A 13,847-nucleotide genomic window follows, 5' to 3' on the forward strand; every position below is an offset into this window, starting at 1 on the left:
TTTTCTTTAAATTCTTCCTCACTCGCGCCCGCGTCACACCCAATTGAGTGGGGCGCGGTCGCTAGAGTGTAAAGAATGAGTAAAAAGTCGAACCTGAACATTGGAATGAATCGACGACCCCGGCGAGGGCCATCGGGGCAAGCTTCGGGTTCGACATCCCGGCCTGGTGGGGGGTTGCGAAAAACTGGTCGGAAAAACCCGACTGCTAGTGTTGATATTGTTGATCCTACGCTTGGGCGACGGTTACGCCGCTATATGCCAGTTATATTGTTCCCGCTGGGGGTAGTGATTCTTCTAATAATTGCGCTCTCAATCATCGGGTTATTGTTGGCTTCAGCGCCGATGTCCGCGCTACCTGCGACAATCGCGCAATCATGGCTGGCGGTCAATGGTTTGCCTGTTGCTGGTGGGGGTTACGTTGTTTCGGTTATGCCGCTAGTGCCCTGTGCGGTACTAATTGCTGTTTTGTCTCGCCGGGTACACGAAGTGGTGCGGGATCGGGTAAGTATTGCTGACTTGGTTGTCCTTAGTGGATGTGTCGTGGGGATCCCACTGCTTCTCACTTTGACCGCGATTGCGATGCTATACGACGCTTCTTATGTTTTTGATGTTTCAATTCCGCCGCTTGTACCCACTTTGTTAAAGACGATTCTGGTGCACTCCATGGTGATGGTGCTGGGAATGGGGCGCCGGTTGTGGAAAGCTATCGCGCGTCGTCTCGGTGTGCCGCTATGGGTTGTGGATCAAGCGATCTCTGCTGGGTGGATAATCGTTATTGGTCTTGTTCTTGCAGGTGTGGTCTACCTGGTGTCCATTGGCTTCCACCTAGATACTCTGCAACAAATTATGGACAACTACCACGGTTGGGGCTTATTTGGGGCGCTATTGTTGTCTATCTTGTATCTACCAAACGCTGCAATAACAACGTTAGCGGTTACTGCCGGTTCTGAATTTACTATGGGAAACGCTGTAGTGGGGTTGTTTGGCGTGACCTTGGTTCCATTGCCACCACTGCCACTGTTGGCTGGTGTGCCAGCCGCAACACATCCGCTTGGGGCGGCATTATTGGCGTTGCCTGCTGTGGCTGTTGTTATTGCGGTGTTTAAATCGGTACCGCGGTTTATTGAATTGCCAGCATTAATTGCTTTCTCGGCGCTATGGATGCTTTTGCTAACCTTGCTCACTCATGGGGAAGTGGGTATTTACGGTATCACCGGCCCCCGTATTTTCTTGTCGGCGGCGTTGTATGCCGCCTGGGTCGCGATTGTTGGTGTCATCATGGCGATCGTGGGTCACATTATCCAAAAACCGGTATTGGCAGCTGTCGAGGAGGCTGGATCTGAAGAGCTGGCAGTGGTGGAGCTTGAGGAGGATGTAGAACTTAATGATGTGTCTGAGGCTGAAGGGGTAGGTGAAGTTTCGGGGGGAGAAGCTGTATCGGGTGGGGATATCGCTGCTGGCCCTGGATCATATGAGAACGCGTCAGAATTGGCAGATGCTGAATCTTTTGAGCAGTTAAGTCAAGAGGCTGAATATGATGCGATTGCGGTGGATGCCGATGATGAGGTGGCGGACGTGGTGAATCTAGAAACCTTTGAGTCAACTCAGCTGGAAGAAGAAATAGGCACAAAAGAACCTGTGACCCATGTTGATAATGTGACTCATGTTGATGATGTTGCTGAAGATGCAATATATATAAGGAATGAAGTTGAGACGGGGGAACCTGAAGTAGAAGGTTTAGATGATAAGAACTAAAGTATTGTTGCGTGACCCGCACCCATACATCCACTATCCATGATCAACTTTTGCCGATCGTTGTCTTGGTTTCTGGCTCCGGCACGTTGTTGCAGTCAATCATTGATAACCAGGGAACTAATTACACGGTCGTTGGGGTGGTCGCTGATGGGCAGTGTCCCGCGCTTACACGCGCCGAAGCAGCTGGAATCCCCACCGAATGTGTCCCGCTAGCCCCTGGTGCGGATCGGGTGGAGTGGAACCAGCGGTTGGCTGACGCCGTCGAAAAGCGGAAACCGCAATTGGTTGTTTCGGCTGGCTTTATGAAAATCCTGGGGCCGGATTTCCTGGCTGTTTTCTCTGGGCGGATCATTAATACTCATCCAGCGTTGCTTCCATCATTTCCAGGAGCACATGCGGTACGGGATGCATTGGCATATGGCGTCAAAGTCACGGGTTCCACGGTTCATTTTGTTGATGAAGGGGTCGATACTGGACCGATCATTGCCCAAGAACCAGTAATAGTTCTGCCAGGAGAGAGTGAAGCAGATCTGCATGAACGCATCAAGCAGGTTGAGCGCCGTCTCATCGTGACAGTACTCAACTCCGCCACCCTAGGTCATGGCGGCGGAGAACAACAAGGAGAGGTTAACTTCCGCCTATGAGCGATCGCAAGGAAATTAAACGCGCACTTATTAGCGTTTACGACAAAACCGGTTTGGCAGAGCTTGCCCGCACACTCGATGATGCAGGTGTGGAAATCGTTTCGACTGGTTCTACCGCCGCAAAAATTCAAGCGCTAGGAATTAACGTGACCCCGGTGGATAAGCTCACCGGATTCCCGGAATGCCTAGAAGGGCGGGTAAAGACCCTCCACCCGCGAGTACATGCCGGAATCCTTGCCGATACCCGCAAAGACGATCACCTAAACCAACTCGGTGACCTTGGTATCGAACCGTTCCAATTAGTCGTTGTGAATCTCTATCCTTTCTCTGAGACAGTTGCTTCAGGTGCCGACTTCGACGCATGCGTGGAGCAAATCGATATCGGTGGACCTTCTATGGTTCGAGCCGCAGCTAAAAACCACCCGTCGGTTGCAGTGATTGTCGATCCGAAACGCTACAGCGACGTAGCTAAAGCCATCGCCTCCGGTGGTTTTAGCCGCGCGCAGCGCACAGAACTTGCTGTAGACGCATTTCGGCATACCGCAAGCTACGATGTTGCTGTAGCTTCCTGGATGGGGTCACAAATTGCTGATGAGGCTGAAGTTTTCCCAGCATGGATCGGTGAAACTTTGGAACGAAGCAGCGTATTGCGTTATGGTGAGAACCCGCATCAACAGGCTGCTCTTTATTCCAGCGGTGTGGGCTTAGCTGGGGCCACGCAGCTGCATGGGAAAGAAATGAGCTACAACAATTACACGGATTCCGATGCTGCGTGGCGGGCAGCGTGGGATCACGAACGCCCCTGTGTGGCGATCATCAAGCATGCCAACCCGTGTGGCATTGCCGTTTCCGATTTGTCAATCGCCCAGGCTCACCTAAACGCGCATGCGTGTGACCCCGTTTCGGCATTTGGCGGTGTGATCGCAGCCAATCGCGAAGTTACAGCCGAAATGGCACGGCAAGTGACCGATATTTTCACCGAAGTTATCATCGCACCCAGCTATGAAACAGAAGCTGTAGAGATACTCAAGCAGAAGAAAAACATTCGGATTCTTCAAGTGGACGCCCCAACCGGCTCGCAACCGGTGGAACGCCGCGAAATCTCTGGTGGACTGTTAGTGCAACAACGTGACGCCATTGACGCTGATGGAGACAACCCCGCGAATTGGACATTGGTGGCTGGAACCGCGGCCACACCAGAGGTACTAACGGAACTAGAGTTCGCCTGGCGAGCCGTGCGTGCGGTGAAATCCAACGCCATCTTGCTTGCCAAAGATAACGCAACAGTTGGAGTTGGTATGGGTCAGGTAAACCGGGTTGATGCGGCAAAACTTGCTGTTGAACGCGCTAACACCCTGGCAGGTGAAACTCGGCGTGCAGTGGGTGCTGTGGCCGCTTCCGATGCCTTTTTCCCCTTCGCCGATGGCTTCCAGATTCTTGCTGACGCGGGAGTGACGGCAGTTGTCCAGCCTGGTGGCTCCATCCGCGACGCTGAGGTTATTGCCGCCGCCGAAGCTGCTGGTATCACCATGTATCTAACAGGAGCGCGCCACTTCGCTCACTAAGATTTTTCCTACCCTGGTGAGTAGTTGTAGAGAAAAACCTGACTACTTACCAGGGACTTTTTCTTTTCTGCAGTCTGGGTGGAATTTAATATGTGTGGAAGCAGCTGGCATATGTCAGGCGGTGAGACCAGGTGCTCCCTCAACCAGAGTTATATTTCGCATGAGCGCCGGTAATTGAACGGCAAAAGCATAGCGGACTCGTGAATGGCGGTTCGCCGGGTCCACCTTGAAAATGCCTGCTCCGTTTTTAACGCGGAAAAATGCTAAAACTGGAAGATACTTCGGCTAATGAGTTTTCCACCAGGTTTTTATCCGACATGGCTGACGTGATCGTTATTTCGCTCGTCTTTTGATCCCTACCAATCTATGTGGCATAAGCCTCGGCATGGCCAAAAGTAGTCGCAAGTCTCTCTGCTTGTAAGATGTGTCGCACGTCATATTTTTCACACGTCAGACGTCTGATGATCGTGTTAGCCTGTGGGTATCTAAAGGGTATGTGTTTCTCTACCAACACAAAATCTGAATATTCGTCTTCTTCCACACTCTTTGAACACAGTACTAAAGCAGAAAGGCTGGATAATGGCGAAACATTCCAATGATGTCCCCAAAGTCATTCTTGATGTGGATACCTGGGGCGAGCATGAAGTGGATCTAGAGTCCGTTTGTCCTCTGACCAAAGAAGGTACGTTACTTCTCGAATTTTCTACCACGATAGACGGAACTTTGCTGGTGATGGATGGCACCAACGGTCGCATCGAACTACGTATCGAGGGCGGTCGCCTCAATGGAGACTTTGTTTTCGACGGCCAACAACGCTGGCTCGATGCGGAGGACGCCTTGGGGTTTGACGACGGACACAACCATTGCGTTGGTCTGAGCGCCAATGAATCTGGACTTCATATCTTTGTCGACGGGTACGAAGCTTTTTCTGCGACGCTCGCGGCTTGGTTTGACGCCCTTGACGTCACCTCTCTTGTTGTGGATCCAGATCGGATTATGAATCCAATTCGGTTAAGGGTCTGGGATCGTCCGCTTTCGCTTGGGGCAGTTGCGGCGGCTTCTCCTGCGGCTAAGCCATTTTTGCAATTTGCGGCATCGCAGTTGTCTGATCGTGATGCACAACGGTGCGGATCACTAAGGCAAGGTGCATTACGTGCCCGATTCCGCACCCGTGGTGAAGGCCAAGGAGGCGCCATCATCGCAGCTGGCGGTTCGCGTGGACATTTGGAGCTGGGGGTTGAGAACGGCGATCTATACTACCGCTTAATATGTGATGGCGTTGCCGTCGCTGATGTTGTTTCCCCAGGTCATTACGATAACGGTGATTGGCACGATATTATTCTCGTGAGTGGACGCGGTGCCATCGATCTTTATGCTGATGGGACACCCTTAATACACGTTCCTGGTGAGGCATTTTTCGCTGATCTTGGGGATATTAGTCGAGTTACGGTGGGGGCGAACCTTGACGGAATTCGACTTTTTGGTGAAGCTCAAACTGCCTATATTTATGATGCGGTTTTGTCTGATTTCCAGATCAAGCGACTTGTTGGTGCCGAGCCTATTCCAACGCGCGCTTTGTTTGATACAGGTCTAAAAGGTTCCAAAAGCTACCGAATTCCCTCACTCATCACCCTCAAGTCGGGAGTGGTCATTGCAGGGGCGGATCAGCGGGTGTCTATAGCCAATGACAGCCCTAATGACATCAATTTTGTTATCCGACGCAGCCTAGATGGAGGAACCACGTGGGAAGATCCCCAAACTCTCATCGTGTATCCAGGTTCCGGTCGGCTGGGGGCCTCCGTTATCGACTCCGTAGTCGTACAAGATGAAGAATCTGGACGAGTAATCGTTCTTATCGATCACTTCCCAGGTGGTATTGGTCAACCTAACTGTAAGGTGGGCACAGGTTTCGACGAGCAGGGGCACAAGCTGCTATTCGATAAAACCGGTAGGAAGTATTCTTTGGCTGAGTCGGGTGCGGTATTGGATGAAAACGGGGGAACCACAGAATATCGTGTTGAAGACAATGGAGATGTGTTTGTTGGTTCGGAGCAACGAGGAAACATCCACTTAGCTGAAGGTGTTGATCCGAATGAAAGCCTCTTGAGCGCTCGAACCTGTTACTTACAGATGATCTACAGTGATGACGATGGTGAAACGTGGTCGCAACCTATTGACATCACCGCACAGGTGAAGAAGGACTGGAATCGTTTTTTTGGAACTTCGCCAGGAAACGGGATTCAGATTAAGAAAGGACCATATAAAGGGCGCATTTTAATTCCGGTTTATTACAACCATGAGGAAGGCATTACCTTTTCCTGTGCTGTAATTTACACGGATGATGCTGGTCGCACCTGGCATTTGGGTGATTCTCCCAATGACGGTCGGGAATTGTTTGGCAAGACCATCTCTTCACGAGATCTGAATGATGATATTGGCTCGTTGCATGAATCGGCGATCATCGAAGGAAAAAGCGGGAATATCCACGTATACATGCGCAACCAACACCCTAGCGGCCGAGTGGCTCACGCAGTAAGCGAAGACGGTGGGCAAACCTGGGGTGAGGTTGATTATGTTGAGCAACTAACCGAGATTTTCTCGCAACCCAATGCGATAAACTTCACCTTCCGCGATGGTCGAGAAGCCTTCATATTTGCTAATGCGAGTCAGATGCTTCCTTTCAGGGGATGCGGTGTGCTGAGAGTGTCCTTTGATGACGGCCGCACATGGCCGCATAATCGAGTTTTCAATCCTCGACACTACGTATATCAATGTATGGCTCAATTGCCTAACGGGAAACTTGGGTTGCTTTGGGAAAGAGAGTGGCAGGGTCTATTCTTTTCCGAAATTGACGAAGAATGGCTGACAGCCTCCCTAAGCACCATCAGCTAAACACACGCATTGTGGTTCTTATTTATCACGGCTGCCGCCACTCTATAGCGGTAATGCGTTTCCTGAATCCTCATCTAAAAATGCAACTCTGAAAAGGAGTATTGACATGTCTGTTCCGACTGCAAGTTCGGAGCCTGCGACTTATGAAGGTCTGCCTTGGTACAAATGCCTCTCAAAAGAAAAATGGCGGGCATTCTTTGCAGCATGGCTGGGAGTACTGCTGGACGGCTATGATTTTGTGCTCATCTCATTCGCCCTGCCAGCGATTATCGCCGCCTTTGACCTAACCCTTGTTCAAGGAGCTTCCTTAGTATCCGCAGCCTTTGTGTCGCGCTGGCTTGGCGGACTGGTACTTGGAGCGTTTGCGGACAAGGTTGGGCGTAAACCCGCCATGATCGTCTCGATTTTCATGTTTGCGGGGGCTTCCATTGCTATGGCTTTCGCCCCAGCATATTGGGTGATCTTCCTTTGCCGACTACTTATTGGTTTTGCGATGGCAGGCGAGTATTCTTCTTCAGCCACCTATATTATCGAGTCGTGGCCGAAACATATGCGTAACAAGGCCTCGGGTTTTCTACTGTCAGGTTTCGCCTTTGGTGTTATTCTGGCAGCGCAGGTTGATCGTTACCTCGCCGAGTGGGTAGAGTCGTGGCATCCAGGCTGGGGTTGGCGTGCGCTCTTTTTAACCGGAATTGTTCCTATCCTCGTCGCAATCTATATGCGCACTAACTTGCCCGAAGCAGATGATTGGGAAGCACAATCCGGTGAGCAAGAAAAAGAAAACGACATGCTCCATGTGTTGTTCGGTGGATCTCGTAAGATAGTAAATCTTTTGGGAGTCATCGGAGCATCGATAATGTTGCTTCTGATCTTCAGTGAATTAAGCATCCCAGTGTGGGCAATTGCTGCCCTTGCGGTTGCAACTGGAGCTATTTTCATTGCCTTCGTTGTTCAATTTGATACTAAACGTTGGGTGATCGGCATTTCCATCATGATCACGATCTTCGCCTCCTTCATGTATACCTGGCCAATTCAAGGTTTGCTTCCTACATACCTCAAGGGGGTTGGAATGGATCCCGCCACAGTAGCCAGTGTCGTAACCTTTGCAGGTTTGGGAAATGCTGCAGGTTACATCATTGCGGGATTCGCTGGTGATCGCTTTGGCATGCGTCGCTGGTATGTCATCAGTCTGCTTATATCGCAAACCATTGTCTTCCCGCTATTCCTGCAAGATGGAAAATGGGTTGCGCTGGTTGCTGCACTTCTTTTCTTTAACCAAATGTTTGGACAAGGAATTTCTGGACTTCTTCCGAAGTGGGTCTCAAGCTACTTCCCAGTTGAAAAGCGGGCAGCCGGTTTGGGATTTTGCTATAACGTAGGTGCGCTTGGTGGTGCGGTCGGCCCCGTATTAGGCGCTGCTATTGCTGACAAATGGTCCCTGGGTGGCGCGTTGGCAGTGCTTTCTGTTGGTTTCGCTGGCATAGTGATTCTTTCGATTGGTTTCAATATTCCTCGGCGTCTACAGATGCTGGTTGATTCGTCTGCGGTGCGCCCTGAAGACGGCAACGACGAGGCCATAGCCAAGACCTAAATATGAGTATCTAGTTTCAAGGAAAACTAGGCGCGAAATTGGTTGTCGACGGTGCATACCTAGCAGGTTCTGATGCTCTGGTTTCAGGTCTGGGTAATGTTGATCCCGTTGGCTAGGTACAACTGCACCGCGTTGCCGTCAAAAAGCTACCGGGTTTTGGCTCAAAAGACCGCAATGGTCTGTCAGCTCTATTCGAAAATGTTTTTGCGCCAAGGGTCGACGCTGGTACAACTTCAGGTGTTGGTGCTTTGTACAACGCTGGCACGCAGAATTGGTATCAGCACCACCATCGCATGGTTAATCCTTGAAGAAGCAGCAGCCAAAAATCGCGCTACCATCAAAGAATCTGGTCTGCTAGTCGGCTTGTGATAAGTCACTGGTGGGAAGCATCATTAACTAAAAGGAAATTTGTACAGTGAAAATCATTCGTGTGCTTTGTAACGACGGTGAGATTCGTTTCGCATCGTTGGCATCAGATAATGCAGAGATTCTCAAAGCTCGTAGCTGGGAAGAGCTAACGGAAAACAAGGAGTTAACAGGTGAAGTAATTTCTATGGATGACATTCGCCAAGTGTCAGTGGTGAATCCTTCAAAGGTCGTTGCCATGGCCTGCGCGTTCATGCCTAACCCCACTGAAGCTTTTCGTCCGGGAATTGATCGCGACCCGTTTTTCTTCCTGAAGCCACCATCTGCAATCATCGGCAATGGAGAAACAATTGAAGTACCCCCGATGGCAGCGGGTGCCGTTTTTGAATCAGAGCTAGCCGCTGTCATCGGCAAAACGTGCAAGAACGTTAGTGCTGAAACAGCGCTCGATTATGTGGTTGGATACACTATCTGCAACGACATGTCTGCGCCTTCGGTCATGCAAGGTGACGGTCAATGGTCACGTGGCAAGGGTTTTGATACATTTTGTCCGATCGGTCCAGTCGTGTCTACGGATGTTGTGGATCCAGAGGACACACTAATTACAGCAAATCTGAAGCGAGGTGCTGATGTGAAACAACTTGTGCACGAGTCGACCGCTGCACAAATCTGGTCCGTTGCCGAATCGATTGCATATTGCAGCACCCACATGACACTTGAGCCAGGCGATGTAATTTCTTTTGGTTGCCCTCCGGGCCCTATTCCTGTCGAAGATGGCGACGAGGTTGAAGTAACAATCGACGGCATAGGCACTTTGCGCAATCCCGTTAAACAATTGTAGTGCCACAACTGATGATTCTTCGGCCTTGGCTGAATCCAAAAGTATAACCAATAGCTGTTCCACACTCTATAAATTGTGGGACAGCTATTGGTTAAGTTCGCTTGTGTGAGAGGGAGGAGAGGATCGGCAGTTCTCGTCGTTATTTGGTTGATTCCCATTTGAATAACAACGTACCCAAGCCGCCAAAGACGATCATGACACCTATAAGAACCACGACAGACACCCAAGGCCAGGTGGTGCCAGTCCACGAAGCACGAATGATTTCGGCCAGGTGGTAGCCCGGTGAGAACTTCATCACCGTCGACAACCCATCCGGCATTACTTCGGTGGGAACCATGATTCCGGACGTCATGATGAGCGTGATGAGCAATCCATTGCTGATACCGGTTGCTGCGGCCACGCTGGGATAAACCGCTGCCAAGAAGGCGCCAATGGCGAGGAAGGTGATTAAACCGATTACTAGACCGCATAGTACTAAGACGAAGTGCTTGGGCCAGTCAACGCCGAACGCCACAATTCCAAGAAGTAGCGTCACGATCGCACCGATAAGCCCCAGTACGAAATTCACCGTGAGATCCGCCGCCACGTAGGTACGTGCCTTTAGTGGGGTGGCACGCAGCCTAGTGAGAGCGCCAGTGGAACGCAACATCACCTGATTAAGTGGTGCGGAGGAAACGCCCAAAATGAGGATTGACATTATTGTTAGTCCGGGCAACATATTGTCGATGAATCCCCGATTGCCGAAGGCCGGGTTCGGGTCATTGCCAAAAATCAAGCCCAGGATTATTAACAACATGGGGGACAGGATGAGAAGGAAGAAAAAGCCGACCGGTTCGCGAAGCTGAGAGAGCAAAAACGCCCGGGTGAGGTGACTATAGCCGCGCATTGTTACTGCTCCTTCCGTGGGGTTAGAGGACGTCCGGTGAGGCCAAGGAAAACATCTTCCAAGGTGGCCTCGGTAAACGTCATATTTGTTGCTGTGATGTTTTGTTCCGCCAGTGCTGTGATGACTGCTGGCGCAAAGTCCGCAGTGCCGGTTGCGGTGACCACGTTGTCGGTGCACTCAATGCGACGCAGTCCAGGGATTGCGGAGAGTAATTCGATTTGTGGTGGGGCTGAGACTTCCAGCCGTAGTGCGGAGCCGCCAGTGTGGGCCGCTATCAGAGCCTGAGGGGTATCTTCGGCGATGATTTTCCCTGCTTCCATGATTGCCACCCGGTCGCATAGCGCTTCCGCCTCGGCCATGGAGTGGGTGGTGAGCATAATGGTTCGACCCTCAGCCTTGAGGTTGCGCAGGATCTCCCAGATGGTCAGCCGCGACTGTGGGTCCAATGCGGAGGTGAGCTCGTCGAAAAATAGCAATTCGGGGTTGTGGATGAGGGCAAGGGCAATAAAAACCCGTTGCCGTTGGCCGCCGGATAGCTTATCGACGCGTCGGTTTTCAGTCCCCGCCAAGCCCAACGCGGCTAACAATTCCGATGGGTCTGTTGTTGCTTCGCTGTAGAACGAGGCATAGGTGCTTAGAGCTTCACGCACCTTAAGTCGGGGAATGACTGCGGCTTCCTGTAGCTGGGTACCAATCCGCGGCATGAGTTCTTCTCGTTGGTTTCGTGGATCTAAACCCAGTACCGAGACGCTGCCTGCGGTGGGAGTGTCTAACCCTTGAATTTGGTTCAGCAAGGTTGTTTTCCCACAGCCATTGGGGCCGAGTAGCCCGAAAATTTGATGCTTTTCGACGGTTAAGGTGACGTCGTCTACCGCACGTAGTTCCTTGAACTTTCGACTGAGATTTTTACACGATATGGCGGTCATGATTTCTCTCCTTCCTAATGATCGGGAATGGGGACACTGGGCAGGAACGAATCAATGGCGGAGGCGGGCAGGATGACAATGCCGCGTTCTTGATCGGCAAGGAGGAGAACTTTATCGCCAGGTTTATATCCGAAAAGTTCGCGCGCTCCTTGGGGGATGACGATTTGCCCTTTGGTGCCGATGGTGAGTGTGGCTGCGAATTTTCCCGCTGGTGGCTGTTCTTGTGGTGGGATCATCTCTCCGGCCTCCGTATTACTCGTATAACTTGTATAACTAATAATACTTGAACCTCAATAGCTTGTCATTATCATCGGAAGTAATACACACCACAAAAACCGCGATAATACAGGTAAGAGATATATTCCACCGAAGCTACAGAAAGGAGGACATTCCGATGTCACAGCCATATGAGTCCGATTCCAAAAACCGAACCGCCGCACTGATCGCCGCCGTCGTGAGCCTAAGCGCGATCGTGCTTGTCCTAGCGTTTTTGTATGTGTTCAAGGGTGGCGAGGCCGAGAACAACAATGCCGGAAGCAATACGCCACCGTCCGCGAGCGTCATCGCGTCGAAAAGCAATAACGCGCGGAATCCGAACCCGATAGTTCCACCACCAAATCCAGGGCAACCAACAAAACAGCCGCCAGCAGCGAACCCCGGAAATACCGGAAACCAAAATAATAAGCCGCCCGGATCGAATAATCCCGGACAAGGCAATCAGCCCGGCAACGGCTCGAGCCAAGGCAGCCAACCTGGCGGTGGGGGAGATGGAACCTTCGACCCTAATAAACCACCGCCAGCAGTGGTGCCAGATTTTCTGCCCCCAACGGCACGGTTGATTAACGAGAAACCGGTACAGGTCTATCTCGACTCGTGGAAGCATAGCCGATACTATGCTGGAAACGACTCAACAAGCGACGGGTTTGCCGAAAGTGTTTACAACTCGTTCCTAGTGCACTTGGATGAATTCGATGACGGCAGCGTAACTTTCATGGCGCTTTCGCCACTAACAGACCACCGTTACGAAATGACTTGCCTGGATCACGGGCAATTCGTTGCCTGCAACGGCGGGTATAACGCCATGGTCTACATCGTGTAGCCCGGCTACTATAAGAAGCTATGACACTGCATATACCGGGTCCCGCCATCTTATTCGCACCGGCCGGAAGGTCTGAGATCATCCCCAAAGCAGCCGCAGCGGCCGACATGGTGATCCTAGATTTGGAAGACGGGGCGGGCGATGTTGATCGGGACATCGCCTACGCGAACATCCGAAATTCTGGGCTCGATCCTGCTGCAACCATCGTTCGGGTGGTTGGTCCCACTGATCCGCACTTTTTAGCCGACGTCGAATTTGTCGCGAGCACACCGTACACTACGGTTATGGTACCGAAGGTGTACGCTGAAATTCCGCAGTGCTTAGAAAAGTTCGACGTCATTGCCATGATTGAGACCCCGCAAGCGGTGGTTAATATTCAAAAAATTGCAGAACACCCGTCGGTTGTCGGCCTGTTCTGGGGAGCAGAGGATCTCACGATGGGCTTAGGTGGTACCCACTCCCGGTTTGGGCGGGATGAAGCGAATTCCGGGATGTATCGCGAGACGATGCGACTGACCCGATCGCTAATGCATATCCACGCCGCTGCGGCCGGGAAGATCACCATCGACGCGGTGCATTCAGACTTTCGGGATGAAGCTGGGATGTTTGCCGAGGCGGTTGATGCGGCGCGTTCCGGATTTGCGGCGTCGGCTTGCATTCACCCGAGTCAAGTAGCTACTGTGCGTGCTGCCTACCAACCAGAAGATAGTCAGATTGAATGGGCGCAGGCGGTAGTGGCGGAAGCTGCGAACCATCCAGGCGCCTTTAAACTCAGCGGCGAGATGATCGACGCACCGCTCATAGCTCAAGCGCGACGGATTTTAGATCGGGCCGGAAACTAGCGCACGTCGTGCTGTTGGGTTAGTGATATAGATACTAGCCCGACATTCTATTGTCACTGGATTGTTGTGCGGTGTGGAAGGCCCCAAGATACGACAAAACGCTCGACCCGAAGGCCGAGCGTTTTGCGCTGTTATCGCTTCCAGGAAAATCTGGAGCGTTGCGTCCCAGTTTCGGATTTACCGACTGGTGAACGGTAGGAGAGCCATCTCACGAGCGTTCTTCACTGCGGTTGCTACCTGACGCTGCTGCTGCGGGGTCAGGCCGGTTACGCGGCGGGAACGGATCTTGTGGCGATCAGAAATGAACTGACGAAGAGTATTGATGTCTTTGTAGTCCACCTTCTCGATGCCTGCAGCTTTGAGAGGGTTCTTCTTAGGGCGGCGGGATTGTTCCATCCGCACCTTTTTCATGTTAGTGCGTTTCATTAGATACTCCCAAA

13 protein-coding genes are annotated in these 13,847 nt (G+C 51.6%); 9 read left to right on the top strand and 4 right to left on the bottom strand.

What is annotated here, in order from left to right; translation table 11 throughout:
* Nucleotides 1-75 precede the first annotated feature (75 nt).
* From CMUST_RS15855 to CMUST_RS04810, 7 genes are all read left to right on the top strand, one after another.
* A complete protein-coding gene (locus CMUST_RS15855; protein ID WP_144414125.1) occupies nucleotides 76-1,755 on the top strand; it encodes a cell division protein PerM in 1,680 nt (559 codons plus the stop codon).
* Nucleotides 1,756-1,766: 11 nt separating this feature from the next.
* A complete protein-coding gene (gene purN, locus CMUST_RS04785; protein WP_047261552.1) occupies nucleotides 1,767-2,399 on the top strand; it encodes a phosphoribosylglycinamide formyltransferase in 633 nt (210 codons plus the stop codon).
* Nucleotides 2,396-3,964, top strand: a complete 1,569-nt coding sequence (gene purH / locus CMUST_RS04790) for a bifunctional phosphoribosylaminoimidazolecarboxamide formyltransferase/IMP cyclohydrolase (RefSeq protein WP_047261553.1) — start codon at nucleotides 2,396-2,398, stop codon at nucleotides 3,962-3,964. The genes purN and purH overlap by 4 nt, the downstream gene beginning before the upstream one ends.
* A gap of 579 nt (nucleotides 3,965-4,543) precedes the next feature.
* Nucleotides 4,544-6,856: a sialidase family protein gene (locus CMUST_RS04795; protein WP_052844536.1), complete on the top strand. Its 2,313-nt coding sequence runs from the start codon at nucleotides 4,544-4,546 to the stop codon at nucleotides 6,854-6,856.
* A gap of 106 nt (nucleotides 6,857-6,962) precedes the next feature.
* A complete protein-coding gene (locus CMUST_RS04800; RefSeq protein ID WP_047261554.1) occupies nucleotides 6,963-8,447 on the top strand; it encodes an MFS transporter in 1,485 nt (494 codons plus the stop codon).
* Nucleotides 8,448-8,543: 96 nt separating this feature from the next.
* Complete coding sequence (locus tag CMUST_RS04805) at nucleotides 8,544-8,816, top strand: hypothetical protein (protein ID WP_144414126.1); 273 nt, start codon at nucleotides 8,544-8,546, stop codon at nucleotides 8,814-8,816.
* 46 nt (nucleotides 8,817-8,862) lie between these two features.
* Nucleotides 8,863-9,654: a fumarylacetoacetate hydrolase family protein gene (locus CMUST_RS04810; protein WP_052844537.1), complete on the top strand. Its 792-nt coding sequence runs from the start codon at nucleotides 8,863-8,865 to the stop codon at nucleotides 9,652-9,654.
* 139 nt (nucleotides 9,655-9,793) lie between these two features.
* On the opposite strand, the gene CMUST_RS04815 is transcribed toward CMUST_RS04810, so the two are convergent.
* From CMUST_RS04815 to CMUST_RS04825, 3 genes are read right to left on the bottom strand one after another with little or no spacing between them, the layout of a single operon-like run.
* Nucleotides 9,794-10,540, bottom strand: coding sequence for an ABC transporter permease (locus tag CMUST_RS04815; RefSeq protein WP_047261556.1), 747 nt, complete (start codon nucleotides 10,538-10,540; stop codon nucleotides 9,794-9,796).
* Between the two features lie 2 nt (nucleotides 10,541-10,542).
* The gene (locus tag CMUST_RS04820; protein WP_047261557.1) at nucleotides 10,543-11,466 is read right to left on the bottom strand and encodes an ABC transporter ATP-binding protein; all 924 of its coding nucleotides are present in this window, start codon (nucleotides 11,464-11,466) and stop codon (nucleotides 10,543-10,545) included.
* Nucleotides 11,467-11,480: 14 nt separating this feature from the next.
* Entirely contained in the window at nucleotides 11,481-11,702 is a 222-nt protein-coding gene (locus CMUST_RS04825; protein ID WP_047261558.1) for an AbrB/MazE/SpoVT family DNA-binding domain-containing protein, read from the bottom strand.
* Between the two features lie 158 nt (nucleotides 11,703-11,860).
* Here CMUST_RS04825 and CMUST_RS04830 point away from each other — a divergent pair, with 158 nt between their 5' ends.
* Entirely contained in the window at nucleotides 11,861-12,565 is a 705-nt protein-coding gene (locus CMUST_RS04830; RefSeq protein WP_047261559.1) for a hypothetical protein, read from the top strand.
* A gap of 20 nt (nucleotides 12,566-12,585) precedes the next feature.
* Complete coding sequence (locus tag CMUST_RS04835; protein ID WP_047261560.1) at nucleotides 12,586-13,407, top strand: HpcH/HpaI aldolase/citrate lyase family protein; 822 nt, start codon at nucleotides 12,586-12,588, stop codon at nucleotides 13,405-13,407.
* A 177-nt stretch (nucleotides 13,408-13,584) separates the two neighbouring features.
* Here CMUST_RS04835 and rpsR read toward each other — a convergent pair whose 3' ends face one another.
* Complete coding sequence (gene rpsR / locus CMUST_RS04840) at nucleotides 13,585-13,833, bottom strand: 30S ribosomal protein S18 (protein WP_047261561.1); 249 nt, start codon at nucleotides 13,831-13,833, stop codon at nucleotides 13,585-13,587.
* Nucleotides 13,834-13,847 lie beyond the last annotated feature (14 nt).

The organism is Corynebacterium mustelae (assembly GCF_001020985.1).
Taxonomy (GTDB): domain Bacteria; phylum Actinomycetota; class Actinomycetes; order Mycobacteriales; family Mycobacteriaceae; genus Corynebacterium; species Corynebacterium mustelae.

Coding starts and splice junctions, on each gene's coding strand:
- CMUST_RS15855 (WP_144414125.1), top strand. CDS start 76: ATGAGTAAAAAGTCGAACCTGAACATTGGAATGAATCGACGACCCCGG.
- purH (WP_047261553.1), top strand. CDS start 2,396: ATGAGCGATCGCAAGGAAATTAAACGCGCACTTATTAGCGTTTACGAC.
- CMUST_RS04795 (WP_052844536.1), top strand. CDS start 4,544: ATGGCGAAACATTCCAATGATGTCCCCAAAGTCATTCTTGATGTGGAT.
- CMUST_RS04800 (WP_047261554.1), top strand. CDS start 6,963: ATGTCTGTTCCGACTGCAAGTTCGGAGCCTGCGACTTATGAAGGTCTG.
- CMUST_RS04805 (WP_144414126.1), top strand. CDS start 8,544: ATGTTGATCCCGTTGGCTAGGTACAACTGCACCGCGTTGCCGTCAAAA.
- CMUST_RS04815 (WP_047261556.1), bottom strand. CDS start 10,540: ATGCGCGGCTATAGTCACCTCACCCGGGCGTTTTTGCTCTCTCAGCTT.
- CMUST_RS04820 (WP_047261557.1), bottom strand. CDS start 11,466: ATGACCGCCATATCGTGTAAAAATCTCAGTCGAAAGTTCAAGGAACTA.
- CMUST_RS04825 (WP_047261558.1), bottom strand. CDS start 11,702: ATGATCCCACCACAAGAACAGCCACCAGCGGGAAAATTCGCAGCCACA.
- CMUST_RS04830 (WP_047261559.1), top strand. CDS start 11,861: ATGTCACAGCCATATGAGTCCGATTCCAAAAACCGAACCGCCGCACTG.
- CMUST_RS04835 (WP_047261560.1), top strand. CDS start 12,586: ATGACACTGCATATACCGGGTCCCGCCATCTTATTCGCACCGGCCGGA.
- rpsR (WP_047261561.1), bottom strand. CDS start 13,833: ATGAAACGCACTAACATGAAAAAGGTGCGGATGGAACAATCCCGCCGC.